Annotated in this window: 16 protein-coding genes; 11 read left to right on the forward strand and 5 right to left on the reverse strand. The window is 67.4% G+C overall.

Translation table 11 applies throughout. The features are described from left to right. Positions 1–9: 9 nt before the first annotated feature. Positions 10–816 (reverse strand): IclR family transcriptional regulator, encoded by an 807-nt coding sequence (locus ACN9MV_RS22710; protein WP_426389590.1) that lies wholly within the window; start codon positions 814–816, stop codon positions 10–12. A gap of 114 nt (positions 817–930) precedes the next feature. Here ACN9MV_RS22710 and ACN9MV_RS22715 point away from each other — a divergent pair, with 114 nt between their 5' ends. Together ACN9MV_RS22715 and ACN9MV_RS22720 are read left to right on the forward strand one after the other, a co-directional pair. Further along, positions 931–2571 carry a GMC family oxidoreductase gene (locus ACN9MV_RS22715; protein ID WP_426389592.1) on the forward strand — a complete coding sequence of 547 codons (1641 nt, stop codon included), beginning with the start codon at positions 931–933 and terminating at the stop codon, positions 2569–2571. 67 nt (positions 2572–2638) lie between these two features. Next, positions 2639–3952 (forward strand): MFS transporter, encoded by a 1314-nt coding sequence (locus tag ACN9MV_RS22720; RefSeq protein WP_093059473.1) that lies wholly within the window; start codon positions 2639–2641, stop codon positions 3950–3952. Positions 3953–3986: 34 nt separating this feature from the next. Here ACN9MV_RS22720 and ACN9MV_RS22725 read toward each other — a convergent pair whose 3' ends face one another. Further along, a complete protein-coding gene (locus ACN9MV_RS22725) occupies positions 3987–4457 on the reverse strand; it encodes a response regulator transcription factor (protein WP_426389594.1) in 471 nt (156 codons plus the stop codon). Positions 4458–4600: 143 nt separating this feature from the next. Between ACN9MV_RS22725 and ACN9MV_RS22730 the strand changes: the two genes are divergently transcribed. From ACN9MV_RS22730 to ACN9MV_RS22755, 6 genes are all read left to right on the forward strand, one after another. After that, the gene (locus tag ACN9MV_RS22730; protein WP_093082067.1) at positions 4601–5662 is read left to right on the forward strand and encodes a class I SAM-dependent methyltransferase; all 1062 of its coding nucleotides are present in this window, start codon (positions 4601–4603) and stop codon (positions 5660–5662) included. Between the two features lie 19 nt (positions 5663–5681). Beyond that, positions 5682–5903 (forward strand): DUF1059 domain-containing protein, encoded by a 222-nt coding sequence (locus ACN9MV_RS22735; protein WP_093179937.1) that lies wholly within the window; start codon positions 5682–5684, stop codon positions 5901–5903. A 164-nt stretch (positions 5904–6067) separates the two neighbouring features. Further along, positions 6068–6571 (forward strand): (2Fe-2S)-binding protein, encoded by a 504-nt coding sequence (locus ACN9MV_RS22740; RefSeq protein ID WP_093059465.1) that lies wholly within the window; start codon positions 6068–6070, stop codon positions 6569–6571. Beyond that, positions 6466–8832 (forward strand): xanthine dehydrogenase family protein molybdopterin-binding subunit, encoded by a 2367-nt coding sequence (locus ACN9MV_RS22745; RefSeq protein ID WP_371258881.1) that lies wholly within the window; start codon positions 6466–6468, stop codon positions 8830–8832. Before ACN9MV_RS22740 ends, ACN9MV_RS22745 begins: the two co-directional genes overlap by 106 nt. Next, a complete protein-coding gene (locus ACN9MV_RS22750; RefSeq protein WP_093059462.1) occupies positions 8829–10136 on the forward strand; it encodes a c-type cytochrome in 1308 nt (435 codons plus the stop codon). Before ACN9MV_RS22745 ends, ACN9MV_RS22750 begins: the two co-directional genes overlap by 4 nt. A 36-nt stretch (positions 10137–10172) precedes the next feature. After that, a complete protein-coding gene (locus ACN9MV_RS22755) occupies positions 10173–10514 on the forward strand; it encodes a hypothetical protein (RefSeq protein WP_093059460.1) in 342 nt (113 codons plus the stop codon). Here ACN9MV_RS22755 and ACN9MV_RS22760 read toward each other — a convergent pair. Next, on the reverse strand, positions 10477–11685 hold the full coding sequence (locus tag ACN9MV_RS22760; protein WP_426389599.1) for an MFS transporter: 1209 nt from the start codon (positions 11683–11685) through the stop codon (positions 10477–10479). The two genes, ACN9MV_RS22755 and ACN9MV_RS22760, sit on opposite strands and share 38 nt — an antisense overlap. 148 nt (positions 11686–11833) lie before the next feature. Continuing rightward, the gene (locus tag ACN9MV_RS22765; RefSeq protein ID WP_426389601.1) at positions 11834–12499 is read right to left on the reverse strand and encodes an O-methyltransferase; all 666 of its coding nucleotides are present in this window, start codon (positions 12497–12499) and stop codon (positions 11834–11836) included. 82 nt (positions 12500–12581) lie between these two features. On the opposite strand from ACN9MV_RS22765, the gene ACN9MV_RS22770 reads away from it, so the two are divergent. Continuing rightward, positions 12582–13247 carry a TetR family transcriptional regulator gene (locus ACN9MV_RS22770; protein ID WP_426389603.1) on the forward strand — a complete coding sequence of 222 codons (666 nt, stop codon included), beginning with the start codon at positions 12582–12584 and terminating at the stop codon, positions 13245–13247. Here ACN9MV_RS22770 and ACN9MV_RS22775 read toward each other — a convergent pair. Continuing rightward, a complete protein-coding gene (locus ACN9MV_RS22775; protein ID WP_426389605.1) occupies positions 13233–14672 on the reverse strand; it encodes a PLP-dependent aminotransferase family protein in 1440 nt (479 codons plus the stop codon). The two genes, ACN9MV_RS22770 and ACN9MV_RS22775, sit on opposite strands and share 15 nt — an antisense overlap. Positions 14673–14824: 152 nt before the next feature. Between ACN9MV_RS22775 and ACN9MV_RS22780 the strand changes: the two genes are divergently transcribed. Together ACN9MV_RS22780 and ACN9MV_RS22785 are read left to right on the forward strand one after the other, a co-directional pair. Next, complete coding sequence (locus ACN9MV_RS22780) at positions 14825–15130, forward strand: DUF2917 domain-containing protein (RefSeq protein WP_177192894.1); 306 nt, start codon at positions 14825–14827, stop codon at positions 15128–15130. Then, entirely contained in the window at positions 15118–15756 is a 639-nt protein-coding gene (locus ACN9MV_RS22785; RefSeq protein ID WP_426389606.1) for a LysE family translocator, read from the forward strand. The genes ACN9MV_RS22780 and ACN9MV_RS22785 overlap by 13 nt, the downstream gene beginning before the upstream one ends. The last annotated feature ends 5 nt before the right edge of the window (positions 15757–15761 follow it).

Below are 15761 nucleotides of genomic sequence, written 5' to 3' on the forward strand. Positions count from 1 at the left end.
CCGACAAGCTCAGAGCAGCCCGCTCATCTTCTCCGCCGCCGCCTTCAGCGCATCGATGCGCTTCACTGCATCGTCCATCGACATGCGCGCGGTCGGCGCATGCACCGCCAGCGCGGCGCGCACCGCGCCCGCCGCATCGCGCACCGGCACGGCCACGGCCACCAGCCCGGCGATGAACTCTTCGCGGTCGCACGAGTAGCCGCCCTTGGCGATCGCCTCGCACTCGGTGCGCAGCGCAGCGGCCTTGGTGATGGTGTTGGCCGTCATGCGTTCCAGCGGCAGCTTGTCGATGAGCGCATCGCGCTCCTTCTTCGGCATCTGCGTGAGAAACAGCTTGCCGCTGGCGGTGCAGTGCAGCGGCACGTGCGAGCCCACGTCGAGCGTCAGCCGCAGCGGCCATTGCGCTTCCACGCGGTCGAGGTAGAGCACCTGCGCACCGTCGAGCGTGGTGAGGTTGCAGGTTTCGCCCACCTGGCGCACCAGTTCCGACAGCACCTCGTGCCGCAGCCCGCGCACCACGCCGTGGTTCAGCGTGTCGAAGGCGAGCTTGCGCAGCGCGGGGCCGACGCTGAACGAGCGCTCGTCCACGTCGCGCGCCAGGAAGCCGGTGGCCAGCAGCTGGGTGCAGATGCGGTGCGCGGTGCCCTTGGGCAGGCCGAGCTGCGCGGCCAGTTCAGCGAGCGTGAGCGCGCGGCCTTCGTTGGCCAGCAGCGCCAGCAGGCGCAGGCTGCGCTCGGCCGACGAACCGGAGCCGGAAGCGGACTCCGCCTCCTCTGGAGAAATCACTGCGGCAGGCGTGCGCGCGGAACGGGGCATGCGGGTAAACCTTAAAAATGGAACATTGCGTTCCGAAAATCATTAGCCTAGGATGCGGCCGAGCGAAGCGATTGTTCCACTCCCGGACCCCACAGGCCCCTACAGGACCCCTTCATGCCTGAAGAAGAGTTCGACTACATCGTCGTCGGCGCCGGCTCGGCCGGCTGCGTGCTGGCTGGCCGGCTGAGCGAAGACCCGGCCGCGCGCGTGCTGCTGCTCGAAGCAGGGCCTGCCGACCGCTCGCTGTGGATCCACCTGCCCATCGGCTACGGCAAGACGATGTGGAGCCCCACCTACAACTGGCGCTTCGAGACCGACCCCGACCCGAACATGAACGGCCGGCGCATCTACTGGCCGCGCGGCAAGACGCTGGGCGGATCGAGCGCGATCAACGGGCTGATCTACATCCGCGGCCAGCGCGAGGACTACGACCACTGGGCCGCGCTGGGCAACGCCGGCTGGGGCTACGACGACGTGCTGCCCTACTTCATCAAATCAGAGGGCAACCAGCGCGGCGGTGACGCCTTTCACGGCGGCAACGGCCCGCTGAGGGTTTCGGACATCGCCGCGAAGCACGAGCTGATCGAGGCCTTCATCGACGGCGCCGGGCAGACAGGCGTGCCGCGCACCGACGACTTCAACGGCGCCGCGCAGGAAGGCGCGGGCTACTACCAGCTGACCACGCACAGGGGCTGGCGCTGCAGCACGGCCAAGGCCTACCTGACGCCGGCCGTGAAGCGCCGCCCCAACCTGCGCATCGAGACCGAGGCGATGGCGCAGAAGCTGGTGTTCGAAGGCCAGCGCGCCGCCGGTGTCACGTACCGGCAAGGCAGCGAACTGAAGACCGCGCGCTGCCGCGCCGAGGTGCTGCTGTCGGCCGGCTCGATCCAGTCGCCGCAGCTGCTGCAGCTCTCGGGCATCGGGCCGCGCGCGCTGCTCGATCGTTTCGGCATCCCGGTCGTGCACGAGCTGCCCGGCGTGGGCGAGAACCTGCAAGACCATCTGCAGATACGCCTCGGCTACGAGTGCACCAAGCCCATCACCACCAACGACCAGCTCAACTCCTGGTTCGGCCAGATGGGCATGGGGCTGGAATGGCTGATGCACCGCACCGGCCCGCTGGCGGTGGGCATCAACCAGGGCGGCTGCTTCATGCGCGCGCTGAAGGATGAAAGCGGCCAGCCGGTGGCGGCCACGCCCGACATCCAGTTCCACGTGGCCACGCTCTCGGCCGACATGGCGGGCGGCAAGGTGCATCCGTATTCGGGCTTCACGATGTCGGTGTGCCAGCTGCGGCCGGAGTCGCGCGGCCATGTGCGCATCCGCTCGCTCGACGCGGCCGAGCCGCCGGAGATGCAGCCGAACTATCTCGCCACCGAGCTCGATCGCGCGACCACTGTGGCCGGCGTGAAGGCCGCGCGCGCGATTGCCGATTCACCCGCGATGCGCCCCTACGTGAAGCGTGAGGTGAAGCCCGGCCCCGATGCCGCGAGCGACGCCGACCTGCTGGAGTTCTGCCGCAACAACGGCGCCACCATCTTCCACCCCACCGGCACCTGCCGCATGGGCAGCGATGCGCTCGCCGTGGTCGATGCGCGCCTGCGCGTGCACGGCGTGGCGGGCCTGCGCGTGATCGACTGTTCGGCGATGCCGACGCTGGTGTCGGGCAACACCAACGCACCCGCCGTGATGATGGCCGAGAAGGCCGTCGACCTGATCAGAGAGGACGCGAGAGCGGCAGCAGCCGCGCACTGAGTTTTTTGTTTTTTGCAAACCCAAGGCCCGCAGAGGCCGCCACGACAACCTCATCGGAGACAACGACATGAGCGCAAGCGACGAGAAAGCGATTCGCAGGGTGGTGGTCTCGGCCCTGGTGGGCGCCACCATCGAGTGGTACGACTTCTTCCTGTACGGCGTGGTGGCCGGCATCGTATTCAACAAGCTCTACTTTCCGGGCAGCGACCCGGTGGTGTCGACCTTGCTGGCGTACACGACCTTCGCAGTGGGCTTTGTCACGAGGCCGCTGGGCGGCGTGATCTTCGGCCACTTCGGCGACAAGATCGGCCGCAAGAGCATGCTCATCATCACGCTGATGATCATGGGCGTGGCTACCTTCCTGATCGGGCTGGTGCCCACCTATGCGCAGATCGGCATCGCGGCGCCGCTGCTGCTCTTGCTGCTTCGCGTGGCGCAGGGCATCGGCCTGGGCGGCGAATGGGGCGGCGCGGTGCTGATGGCGTACGAATACGCACCGAAGGAAAAGCGCGGCTTCTATGCCTCGCTGCCGCAGATCGGGCTGGCCATCGGCCTGTGCCTGGCCTCGGGCGTGGTGGCGCTGCTGTCGTCGCTGCTCACCGACGAGCAGTTCCTGGCCTGGGGCTGGCGCATCGCCTTTCTCATCTCCGGCGCGATGGTGATGGTGGGCATGTACATCCGCCTGCACGTGAAGGAAACGCCCGAGTTCGCGGCCGTGAAGGCGCGCAACGCCGAGCTGCGCATTCCGTTCATGGACATGATCCGGCGCTACCCGGGCAATGTTCTGAAGGGCATGGGCGCGCGCTACATCGACGGCGTGTTCTTCAACATCTTCGGCGTGTTCTCCATCAACTACCTCACGACCACCATCAAGATCAGCCGCACCGAAGCGCTGCTGGGCGTGATGGCGGCGGCCGTGGTGATGTGCTTTGCCATTCCCTTCTTCGGGCGCATGTCCGACCGGCTGGGGCGGCCCCGGGTGTACATGTGGGGTTCGCTCATTACTGCGGTGTCGGCGTTCCCGGGCTTCTGGCTCATGACGCACAGCGGCGGCAACGTGATGCTGATCTGGCTGTCGATCATCGTGCCCTTCGGCATCCTGTATGCATCTGTGTATGGGCCCGAGGCTGCTTTGTTCTGCGATCTGTTCGATGCGAAGGTGCGCTACACGGGCATCAGCTTCGTCTACCAGTTCTCGGGCATCTTCGCCTCGGGCATCACGCCGATCATCGCGACCGCGCTGCTGAAGTCTGGCGGCGGCGAGCCGTGGCAGATCTGCCTGTACGTGCTGTTCGCGGGCGTGGTGTCGGCGGTGTGCGCGTGGATGATCGGGCGATCTGCCTCGCCGGCCGATGCCCCGGTGGCGGTAGCCTCGCGCTGACGGCGAGGGCCGGCCGGCCCCGGCTGCTCCTTCCCTATGGGCTCCTGTCCATGCCGAGCGCGCGCATCACGGCCGCCGTGCGCGTCTCGACGCCCAGCTTCACGTACACATGCTCCAGGTGCTTGTGCACGGTGCGTGGGCTTATCTCCAGCAAGGCGGCGATCTCGGCATCGGTCTTTCCGCGCGAGAGCCAGTGCATGACGTCGCCCTCGCGGGGCGTGAGGCCGGCAAGCGGTGCTTCGGGCAACGGCGCCTCGGCGCGGCAGGCCAGCCGGTACAGGAAGGCAACCGCCACCGCATGTTCCAACCCCGCGCGCCGGTAGTAGTCGGCCTGCAGCGCAGCGCGGCGGAATTCGCGCCGGCCCGGCGCCTTTGTTGCAATGCGGTGGGTTGCGCGCAAGCCATCGTTGCCGGCGCCGTGATGCCGCACGGGCGAATGCCCGGACTCCAGTTGTTCCAGCAGGCGAAGTGCGCTCGCGCGATTGTTGCGCGTCAGGTTCGTCATGGCATGCCCCTTTCACGGTGCATACGCATTGCTGCGTATGGCGCCTGCACGCATCGAGACGCAGGATGCTTGCAGGCCCTTTGCCGCGAACAGTATAGGCAGGCGGGGGGCGCGCGGGCCGCCCACCGGCGAAGGAGATACACATGGCTATCGACGAAACACGGCTTAACGCGTTCATGGGTAACTTCGTCCACGACATCGGCGCCGTGATGCACGCGGCAACCATCGTCGTCGGCGACCAGCTCGGCCTGTACAAGGCGCTGGCCGAAGGCCCCTCCACCGCGGAGGCACTGGCCCGCCGCACCGAGACCGATCCGCGCTACCTGCGCGAATGGCTCTCGGCCCAGGCCGCCAGCGGCTACGTCGAGTACGACCCCAAAGGCGAGCTGTTCTCGCTGACCGAGGAACAGGCCTTCGCGCTCGCTGAGGAAGGCAGCCCGGCCTTCGTGCCCGGCGCCTTCCAGATCGCGGTGGCGCAGTTCAAGATCATTCCCAAGATGGTCCAGGCCATGCGCACGGGCCTGGGCATCGGCTGGCACGAGCACGATGTGGCCCTCTTCCATGGCACCGAGCGCTTCTTCCGGCCCGGCTACGCGGCCAATCTGGTGAGCCAGTGGATCCCGGCGCTCGAGGGCATCGAGCCCCTGCTGAAGCGCGGCGCGCGCGTGGCCGACGTGGGCTGCGGGCACGGTGCATCGACGCTGCTGATGGCGCAGGCCTATCCCGAGTCCAGCTTCGTCGGCTTCGACTATCACGCGCCTTCGATCGAACGCGCCCGCGAAACGGCGCGCAAGGCCGGCGTCGACGATGAAAAGCGCCTGCGCTTCGAGGTCGCGAGCGCCAAGGATTTCCCCGGAGAAAACTACGACCTCGTCGCGGTCTTCGACTGCCTGCACGACATGGGCGACCCCGTCGGCGCGGCGGCGCACGTGCGGCGAAGCCTCAAGCCGCAGGGCACCTGGATGATCGTCGAGCCCTTTGCCAACGACCGGCTGGAGGACAACATCAACCCCGTAGGGCGCGTGTTCTATTCGGCCTCGAGCTTCATTTGCACGCCTGCCTCGCGCTCGCAGGAAGTGGGCCTATGCCTGGGTGCGCAGGCCGGCGAAGCGCGCCTTCGCGAGGTGGTCACGCAAGGCGGCTTCTCGCACTTCCGCCGCGCCAGCGAGACCCCGTTCAACCTGATCTTCGAAGCACGTCCGTAAGGACATTCCAGGAGCCACCATGTCACGCCAATACATCGACTGCCGCGAGTACCCGAGTACGACGAACTGCAGCGTCGCGCTATCTGCCGACACGGAGAGCGAACTGCTCGATGCTGCCGTGCAGCACGCCGTGGCCGTCCACGGCCATGCCGACACGCCGGAATTGCGCACGCAGCTGGCAAGTCTGTTCAAGACCGGCACGCCGCCGCTGCAGGCGCCCGCGCAGAAGGTGCCCGCCTGACGATCCTGCGCGGCGATGAATACCTTCGGGTGCTTTCGATAGGCGCCCGTCGATGAAATCCGGGTAACCCGGTTGAGCGTTGCCCTGCCCGCCAAGCGCACTTTCCGAAGTCGCGCTATGGTTCGCGCTGCCACCCACGGCGAACCAGAAAAAAGGCGGGGCCCATGATCGATCTCAACATCAACGGCCAGTCCGTTGCCCTCAACGCGCCCGAGGACATGCCCCTGCTCTGGGCATTGCGCGACATCGTCGGCCTGACCGGCACCAAGTTCGGTTGCGGCATCGCGCAGTGCGGCGCCTGCACCGTGCACCTCGACGGCCAGCCCGTGCGCTCATGCGTACTGCCGGTCGGCTCCATCGGCAAGAAAGCCGTCACCACCATCGAAGCCGTCTCGCAGACGCCTGCGGGCAAGAGCATCCAGAAGGCCTGGCTCGATGTCGACGTGGTGCAGTGCGGCTACTGCCAGTCCGGGCAGATCATGTCGGCAGCAGCGCTGATACAGCGCACGCCCAACCCGAGCGACGCCGACATCGACCTGGCCATGTCGGGCAACGTCTGTCGATGCTGTACCTACTCGCGCATTCGTGCGGCCATCAAGCAGGCCGCCACCGGCAAGGCCGAGGTGCTGCAGTCGGTGGTCGCGATGCCGGCAAGGAGCGCATCGTGAAGGCCGCCGGCATCGGTGGCATCAGCAGGCGCGCCGCCCTGCAGGCCGGCGGCCTTGCGCTGGCTTTCACCTGGGTCGGAGGCAGCAAGGCCTTCGCCGCGATCAGCCCCAGGCAGCAGCCGGCCGACGCGGCCGCCGCGCTCGCCGACGGCAACCCGGCATTCGCGCCGAATGCCTTCATCCGCATCGATGCCGACGGCGGCGTGCGCCTCGTGATGCCGATGGCCGAGATGGGCCAGGCGATCTACACCGGCTCGGCGATGCTGCTGGCCGAGGAACTGGGCGTCGAGCTCGACCAGGTGCGCGTGGAGCATTCGCCGCCGAACGAGGCGCTCTACGGCATGCCGCTGCTCGGCGGGCAGATCACCGGCGGCTCGACCAGCACGCGCGGCACCTATGGCGTGCTGCGCGAAGCTGGCGCCGTGGCGCGCACGCTGCTGGTGAGTGCCGCCGCCGCGCAGTGGAAGGTCGACGCTGCGAGCTGCACGGTCGCGCGCGGCGTGGTGAGCCATGCGGCATCCAGCCGGCAGCTCGGCTTCGGTGCGCTTGCCAGCGCCGCCGCCAAGCTGCCGATGCCGGAAAAGGTGACGCTGAAGGAGCCGAAGGATTTCAAGCTGATCGGCCAGCCGTTGCGGCGCGTCGATTCGGCGGGCAAGGTCAACGGCACCACCCAATTCGGCATCGACGTGCGGCTGCCGGGCATGAAGGTGGCGACGGTCAAGGCCAGCCCCACGCTCGGCGGCGTGCTGGCCTCTGTGGACGACAAGGCGGCACGGGCGATTCCCGGCGTGATCGACGTGCTGCGCATCAAGGACGCGGTCGCAGTGGTGGGCGAGCATTTCTGGGCCGCGAAGCGGGGCCTCGATGCATTGAAGATCCAGTGGACGCCGGGGCAGAACGCCACGCTCACCACGCAGCAGTTGCGTGCGGCGCTGGCCAACGCGCTGGCGAAAGACAAGGCCATCATCGGCAAGGAAGCCGGCAAGCGGCCGGAAGGCACGCTGGTGCAGGCCACCTACGACCTTCCGATGCTGGCCCACGCGACCATGGAGCCGCTCAACACCACGGTGCACGTGCGGCCCGACCAGTGCGAGATCTGGGTCGGCACGCAGGTGCCCACGCGCTGCGTGAGCGCCGCGGCCAAGATCACCGGCCTGGCCGAAGACAAGGTCGTGGTGCACAACCAGTACCTGGGCGGCGGCTTCGGCCGACGGCTGGAGACCGATTCGGTCGAGCAGGCCGTGGCCTTCGCCAAGCAGGTGCCCTACCCGCTCAAGGTGGTGTGGACGCGCGAGGAAGACATCCGCCACGACATCGTGCGCCCGATGTACCACGACGACATCTCGGCCGTGGTCGATGGCGAGGGCCAGATCCTCTGGTTCGGCGACCGTATCTCGGGCGGCACGGTGCTGGGCCGCTGGGCTCCCGCCTTCATGGGCAAGGACGGCATGGACGGCGACCTGATCGAATGCGTTGCCGAGCCCTGCTACGACCTGCCGAACCTCAAGGTCGAATGGGTACGGCACGACATGCCGGCCGGCCTGAACGTCGGCTGGTGGCGCGGCGTGGGTCCGACGCACAACCTCTTCGTGATGGAGAGCTTCATCGACGAGCTGGCGCACCGCGCGAAGAAAGACCCGGTGGCCTACCGGCGCGCCATGCTGAAGAAGAACCCGCGCACGCTCGCGGTGCTCGACCTGGCGGCAAGCAAGATCGGCTGGGGCCAGGGCACGTTGCCGGCGCGCGTCGGGCGCGGCGTGGCGGTGGGCGATGCCTTCGGCAGCCGCGTGTGCGCCATCGTCGAGGCCGAGGTCACGCCGCAGGGCGAAGTGCGCATGCGGCGCGCGGTGGTCGGGCTCGACTGCGGCATTGCGGTGAACGCGAGCTCCATCGAGGCGCAGATCCAGGGCGGGCTGCTGTTCGGGCTGAGCTCGGCGCTTTTCAGCGAAATCACGGTGCGCGACGGCGCCATCGAGCAGAGCAACTTCCACGACTACCGGATGCTGCGCATCAACGAGGCACCGCCGATAGAGGTGCACACCGTCAAGAGCGGCGAGGCCCCTGGCGGGCTTGGCGAAGTCGGCACCGCCATTGCCGCACCGGCGCTGGCCAACGCGATCTTCGCGGCCACGGGCGTGCGCCTGCGCGAGCTGCCGGTGAACCGCGCGCTGCTGGCGCAGGACAAGGAAGCGCTGAAGAAAAAGATCGCCAGTGCCGAACCCAGTGGGCCCACCGGGCTCGGCGAAAGGAGCGCAGCATGAAGCGGCTTCTCAAACTTCTGGTGGCGGTGTTCGTCGTTGGGGCGGCGCTGTATTTCTTTTTGAACCGCACCGACAAGTCCGAGGGCGAGGCGCCGGTGCTGGCCGGCGCACCCAGCGACGCGGCGCTGCTCGTGCGCGGCGAATACCTCACCAAGGCCGCCGACTGCATCGCTTGCCACACGGTGCCCGGCGGCAAGGGGCAGCCCTTTGCAGGCGGCCTGCCCTTCGTGCTGCCCTTCGGCACGATCTACTCGTCGAACATCACCGCCGACCCGGAGACGGGCATCGGCAAATGGAGCGACGATGACTTCGTGCGCGCGCTGCACGACGGCGTACGCGCCGACGGCAAACGCCTGTACCCGGCGTTCCCGTACACCTCGTACACCACGCTGAGCCGCAACGACGTGCTCGCGATCAAGGCCTACATCTTCAGCCTGCCCAAGGTGAACCAGCCGAACAAGGAGGCCGACCTGGGCTTCCCGTTCAACCAGCGCTGGGCCATGGGCTTCTGGAACGCGGCCTTCTTCAAGAGCAGCCGTTTCGAGGCCGACGCGTCGAAGCCGCTTGCGTGGAACCAGGGCAAGTACCTCGCCACGGCGCTGGGCCACTGCGCGGAATGCCATACGCCGCGCAACTTCGCATTCGCGATGGATGCGGGCAACAACCTCGCGGGCGAATCGATCCAGGGCTGGCGCGCCTACAACATCACGTCGGATGCGAAGAACGGCATCGGCGCGTGGAGCGATGCAGAGATTGCCTCGTACCTGACGACCGGGCACGCCGATGGCCGCGGCTCGGCCTCTGGCCCCATGGGCGAGGCTGTGGAGCACAGCCTGCAGTACCTGAAGCCGGAGGACGCCTCGGCGCTGGTGAGCTATCTGCGCACGGTGCCCGCCAAGGCCGGCAAAGACCCGATCGAGGTCGACGCAAAGGCGCCATGGGCCGTGGCCGCGAGTGCGGCGGCGCCTGCCGCCAACACGGCCGAAGGCCACGAGCAAGGCCTGAGGCTCTTCGCGGCGGCATGCGCGAGCTGCCACCAGTGGAACGGACAAGGCCAGCAGACCGCCAACGCGTCGCTGCTTGGAACGCGCGGCGTGAACGACCCTGACGGCTCCAACGTCACGCAGATGATCCTGCAGGGCGTGCGGATGCACGTGCACGACAGGGAGGTCTACATGCCGGCGTTCGGCAAGGCCTACACCGACACAGAAGTCGCGGCGCTCGCCAACTACGTCATCGCGCAGTTCGGCAACAAGCAGGGCACGGTGACGCCGGAATTCGTTGCAAAGCAGCGCACGCGCTAGCTGGATGGGGCGCAGCGCCACATCTAAACTGAGTCCATGAAAAAGACCGGGGAAGTTCAACGCTGCCTGCAGCCCGTGGTGGAGCTCCGAAAGGAAGCGGCGGCGTACGCGTATTCCGTTCGCGCGCCGCGGTCCAAGGGCGTGATACCGCCCAGTTCGTACCGCGACGGCGGCTTCGCCACGCTTGCCGACTGCCTGAGCGACGTGGCGCGGGCGCTCGGTGGCGACTTCTCACGCATCTACGTGCGGCTCGACGGCCTTTGCGTCGGGGAGCGCGACATCGCGGAATTACGCCTGGAGCCGGAGAAGGTCGCGGCCGCTTTGAAGGCGGCCTGCGAAATCAACCTGGAGCAACTCTCTGCACCTGGCGGAGACTGATCGCAATCACAAGACCCGCCGCCGCAGCACCTGCGCCGATGAGGAAGACGCCGCTGTAACCCGCCCGGTCGGCCAGAAGCCCGGCCACGGGACCCGTCAGGCCGTAGGCGATGTCCTGGAATGCCGAGAACCCGCCCAGCGCCGTGCCGCGCAGATGCGGCTCCACAAGGCGCACGACTTCGCGCCCCATGGCCGGAAAGATCATCGAGCAGCCGAGCCCTGTGAGAAACGCGCCGACAAGGGCAAGCACCGGATCGGTCGCACTCCAGATCAGGACCTGGCCGAGCGTCTCGACGGCGAGCGATCCGATCGCCACGGGCAGGCCGCCCACGCGGTCCGGCAGATGGCCGAAGAGCACGCGGACCAGAACGAATCCGCTGCCGAAGGCTGTCAGGCCCAGCCCGGCATAGCGCCAGTGCTGATCCAGAAAATGGAGCGTGAAGAACGCCCCGATCGCGGCGAAGCCGATGCCCTGGAGGCAGACGATGGAACCGTGCGGCCAGATCCTGCCGATCACGCGCCAGAACGGCGGGCGCTCTGTGCCAGGGTGCGCGGCAACGCCTGCGATGCGCCAGACGGTCAGCAGCCCGAGGCAGGGCAGGATCGCACTGACGCCCATCGCACCGGCAAATCCGAACCGGTCGAGCAACGCCAGGCCGATGGGCCCGCCAACTGCCAGAGCGCCGTAGATGGCGGCGCCAACCAATGCCAGCACGTGGCCCGAACGGGCGGGACCGACGAGGCCGATCCCCCAGCCGATCACGCCGACCGCAACAAGGCTCTCGCCAAGCCCGATGAGCAGCCGGCCTGCAATGAGGATCAGGAAGGCCGTCCACGGCGCCAGAAACGACAGCCCCGCAATCAGCGAGACCACCGCCCCGCCCACATAGAAAGCCAGCCCGCGCGCCACCGCGACCTTGGCCCCGCGACGGTCCGAAAGGCTGCCGGCATGCGCCCGGCTGACGACGGTGGCAAGAAAGGCGATGCCGACGCCGAGCCCGGCCCACACATTGCCGAGCCCCAGCCGCCCGGTCACGAAGATCGGCACGATGGGCAATGACATGCCGACGCAAAGATAGGAAATGAAGAGGATGGCCGTCAGCAGCAGCAGGCGGCCCTGCGCCGGGTGACGTGTCGAAGATGTTGTCGACTGTGTCGATTGAGAAGTCATGGTGTTGTCCAGGCTGTTCCCCATCGACGGAAGCGCGCAAACGAACGCACTCCGATCGACGAGGATCGTTGAGTGCGTTGCTTGACGTCAGACGCTTACGGCCAGTGCGACTGGCACCGCGGACGCTGTGTCCGCGCCGGTGTTGTTGTCAGCCGAGCCGCATCGACAGTTCGACATCTCCGCCGAACGGCGTGGACATGTAGCCCGCTTCAGGCGAGCGCACGTGCGCCAGGTAGTCGGGGCTGTAGTCGGCGTTGTCGGCGACGATGAAAGCGCCCGGCCTGAGGCGGCTTTCGACCAGCTCCAGGATCTCGGGATAGAGCGCCTTGGCGCCGTCGAGCAGCAGCAGGTCGATCGAATCCGGGAGGTTGGCGGCAAGCGTCTGCAGCGCGTCTCCCTCGCGGATTTCGACCAGGTCGTCGAGGCCTCCGGCCGCCAGGTTCTGGCGAGCCCTCGCCACCTTGGACGGCTCGAACTCGGTGGTGATGAGGCGGCCGCCGCCGTTGTCCCGAAGGGCCGCGGCGAGGTGCAGGGTCGAGATGCCGAACGAGGTTCCGAACTCGACGACGGTTCGCGCGCCGCTGTTGCGCGCCAACATGTAGAGCAGCGCGCTCGTCTCGCGCGAAACGGGGAGCGGAACGTCCTTCAGCTTTGCGTAGAAGTCGAGGTAGTCGGTCTTGCTGCGCATCAGGCGCGTGCGCTCTTCGCTGGAGAGATCGGCAACTGCGGAGCTCATTGCAGGCGACGCGGCGGCGGCCTCTTCGAACAGGCGCTCCAGCAAGGGCTCGAGCGGTGTGGTGGTCAGGGTTGTCACAGGGGTCTTCGTGTTGGAGTGAACGAGCACTCATAATATGAAGGAACATTCACATTTCCTATTCGCGTTGCGAGCCCCACCGATGACCGAACGCCGAAGCGCACCGATCTCCTCTAGAAGACAGCCCAAGCAGGCCCGCTCGACCGGGCTCGTCGCCACGATCCTCGAAGCCGCCCTTCAGGTTTTGGCGAAGGAAGGCGCAAACCGCTTCACCACTACGCGAGTGGCCGAGAGGGCCGGCGTCAGTGTCGGGTCGGTGTATCAGTACTTTCCGAACAAGGCGTCGATCCTCTTTCGCCTCCAGAGCGACGAATGGCGGCAGACGACGGAAATGCTGTGCGGCATCCTCGAAGACGCACAAAGGCCGCCGCTGGAGCGGCTGCGCATGCTGGTGCACGCCTTCATCCGCTCGGAGTGCGAAGAAGCCGGAATGCGCGTGGCGCTGAGCGACGCCGCCCCGCTCTACCGGGACGCACCCGAGGCGCATGAGGCCAGGGCCGCCGGAGACCGCACCGTGCAGGCCTTCATGCGGGAGGCCCTGCCCGATGCCTCCGAAGCCACGCGCGCGTTGGCCGGCGACCTGATCACGACGACGTTCAGCGCGGTGGGAAAGCAGTTCTCTGAAAGCCCGCGAACCGACGCGGAGATCGAAGCCTACGCAGACGCCATGGCCGACATGTTCTGCGCGTACCTCCAAAGCCTCGGGCACGGCCAGAAGAAACGCACCAGTCGTTCAGCGCAGCGTTGACATGGCCTCCGCCAACGCGCCCACACGCCGCAGTGCATGGCGATGGGCGTCGTCCCAGCGGCCGGCGAGCCCCAGCCGGATGCAGTGGCGAAAGTGGTTCGTGGCGCTGAACATCGTGCCTGGAGCAATGACGATGCCTTCGGCAAGACAGGCCTGGAACAGCGCGAGCGAATCGGTGCCGTGCGGCAGTTCGACCCACAGGATGAACCCGCCCGGAGGATCGGTGACGCGCGTGCCCTTCGGAAAGTGCTGCGCGATGAGCCCGCGCACTTCATCGACGCGCGCCGCGATGGTCGAGCGCATCTGGCGGTAGTTGGCCTCGATGCCCGGCTGCATCAGCAGGTCGGCCATTGCACGCTGCAGCATCGCCGACTGGCTGCCGCTGGTCACCTGCTTCATGCGCGCGACCTTCGTACCCCAGCGCCCGGCATCGACCCAGCCTAGCCGCAGCCCCGGTGCGACCGTCTTGGAGAACGAGGAGCACAGCATCACGTGCCCCGTGGTGTCGAAGGAGCGCACGGCACGGCGCTGCTCGTCCTGCTCGGCAAGGTCGTTGTAGGTGACGTCCTCGATCAGCGGGATGCCACGCTCGGCAACCATCTGCGCGAGGCGGCGCCGGTCGGCCGGCGGCATGCTCGCGCCCATCGGATTGGAGAGCGTGGGTACGGCGAGCACGGCTTTCACCGGCTGCGTTTCGAAGGCCAGCTGCAGCGCGTCGAGCGAGAGCCCGGTGCGCGGATGCGTCGGAATTTCCAGCGCACGCAGGTGCAGGTCTTCGAGGATCTCCAGAAAGCTGAAGAGCGTTGGCGATTCGAGTGCGACCACGTCGCCGGGCTGCGTTACCGCGCGCAGGCAGAGCGTGATCGATTCGAGGCAGCTGTTCGTCACGACGATGTCGCGCGCGTCGAGCTGGCAGCCCATGCGCAGCGCATGGCGCGCGATTGCGCGGCGCAGGCTCTCATCGCCGGAGCCGACGATGTATTGGGTGAGCGTTGCGCGATGGCGCTGAACGGCGCGGCTGGTTGCGCGGCGCACGCGCTCTTCGGCAAACAGGTCGGCGCTCGGGCATGCGGCGCCGAAGGAAACGTAGCCCGGGTCGTGCGCGAGCTGCATCACGCGCGCTGCGAGCGAACTGACGTCCACTGCCATCGAGTCCGCAGGCGGGTTCGAGGTTTCTGGCTCGGGCGGCCTCGGCGGGCGGGCCGCGACGAAGTAGCCCGAGCGCGGGCGCGCCACGATCAGGCGCGAATCCTCCAGCATGCGGTAGGCCTGCACCACCGTGCCCAGCGACACGCTGTGATGCCGCGCCAGTTCGCGCACCGACGGAATGCGCTCGCCCCGCGCGAGCGTGCCGGTGCGGATCGGCATGGCGATCGATTCGGCGATCTGCAGATACAGCACCTCGGCTTGGTCGTGCTCGGGCATGGCCGCATTCTGTACCGCGCCGAAGTGGCCCGACAGGTACAGATGACGGCCGCCGCGACTGGCACAGATGCGGCTGCGCCCGGTCTGTACCACTCCAGATGGCGAATGCCTGTGGCTGTGCGACTTGGGGCCCGATCTCTACTGTCGAGTCCATGAACACACTCACCCACACCCCATCGCCCGGAACACGCCACGGCGCATCCGCCCCGTCTCTCATGACGCTACCCATCGGCGAGGCACGCACGCTGCGCCACCGCGCCGGCGCACGCCTCGAAGTGACGAGCGGCCGCGTGTGGCTCACCGAACCCGGCGATCTCGACGACCACTTCGTCGCCAGCGGCGAATCGCTGCTGCTGCATCACAACGGACCGGTCGTGGTGCAGAGCGATGGAGCAAGCGCCGCGGTGCTGCGCATCGTCACGTCGTCTTCCGCACGGAGGCTGCCATGGTCCCCCTGACCGATCTGGCGATCTTTGCCGGTGCCGTGGTTCTGCTGGCTATCACGCCTGGGCCCAACATGGTGTATCTGATCTCGCGGTCGATCTGCCAGGGTCGACAGGCCGGTTTTGTTTCGCTGCTCGGCGTGCTCGCCGGATTCATCGCGCACATGATGGCGGCTGCACTGGGCTTGTCGGCGCTGTTCGTGACGGTGCCTCTGGCGTATGAGCTGCTGAAGTGGGCGGGCGCTGTGTACCTGGCGTATTTGGCCTGGCAGGCTGTTCGGCCCGGCGCGCGCTCGCCGTTTCAGGGGCGGCAGCTGCCGCATGACTCGCCCCGCAAGCTCTTCGTCATGGGGTTGCTGACGAACCTGCTGAATCCGAAGGTCGCGTTCTTCTATCTCTCGCTGTTCCCGCAGTTCATTTCGCCGGAGCACGGCTCCTTGTTCGCGCAGAGCCTGATCCTCGGCGTCGCGCAGATCGCGATCAGCTTTGTCGTGCTGCTGACCATGGCGATGTCTGCCTCCCGCATTGCCGGATGGTTCGAGCACAACCCGCATTGGCTGGCCGTGCAGCGCTATGCGATGGGCTCGGTGCTGGCCGGCCTGGCCGCGCGCCTGGCGATCTCCCAAAGGCCGGGCACGTAGCTCGC

This window comes from Variovorax sp. R-27, from assembly GCF_049913215.1.
In the GTDB taxonomy this organism is placed as follows: Bacteria; Pseudomonadota; Gammaproteobacteria; order Burkholderiales; family Burkholderiaceae_C; genus Variovorax.